This is a genomic window from Colwellia sp. TT2012 (assembly GCF_001440345.1).
In the GTDB taxonomy this organism is placed as follows: Bacteria; Pseudomonadota; Gammaproteobacteria; order Enterobacterales; family Alteromonadaceae; genus Colwellia.
In genome coordinates, this window is record NZ_LJYX01000144.1 from 1 (window position 1) to 783 (window position 783).

The window sequence follows — 783 nt, forward strand, 5'->3', positions numbered from 1 at the left end:
CAAGGTTCTCCCCAGCTTGGCGGCTTCTTCTGGTGACACGGCCGCCATCACGTTCGCGGCCAACAGGCTGAGGGCCAGCACACCGCACTGCAAAATCATCTTACGCATGGTTGTTGTCCTTGTTCTTTTTAAGCCGAACCAGAAGTTCACGCCGAAGCTGAGGGCGAGGAAGTCGCGGTCGGTCTGGGTGTTGTAGTCACCGCCCACAAAGTCGGTCTCGCCCAGGCTCGGGGTGTAGGTGTTGCGGTAGTCCGCATTGACCCCGACGCTAAGCGCCTTGGCCCCTTCGTTGAACAGGCCGGTGGGGCCGTAGCCCTTGACGTCATGGGACCAGGACAGGCTGGGCTTGAGATTCACCCCGGCAAACACGTTCTGATAGTCAAGCATCGCCCGCGCCCGGTAACCCCAGGAGTTGCGGGTGTAGAACCCTTTGCTATTGCAGTTTTGCGGGTTGACCGGGTTGGCCATGGTCGGGCAATTGCGGTTATCCGGCAGCTCGCCATTGCCGAAGATGCTGTCGCGGCCAAAACGCAGGGCACTGCTGTTGAGGTCGCCAAGATGGTTGTAACCCACCTCGGAAATCAGCGTCAGGCGTTCGGCCGACCACACCTGGTCGATAAAGTGGGTGAACGTGACCTGCGCCTGGCTCACCGGTTTGCGCACATAACCGTGGAAATCTTCGCCGGGTACCGGCCGGGCGAACCCACTGGCGAAAATCGGGCTGCCCAGGTCCGCCGCCATCGAGCCGGCCAGGGCGGAAATCGTCACATCACTGCCGTTGAG

General features: G+C 61.0%; 1 protein-coding gene. It reads right to left on the reverse strand.

What is annotated here, in order from left to right:
- Positions 1–783: DUF1302 family protein (locus ASU03_RS20360; protein ID WP_157465998.1), on the reverse strand; the 783-nt coding region annotated here is incomplete at both ends.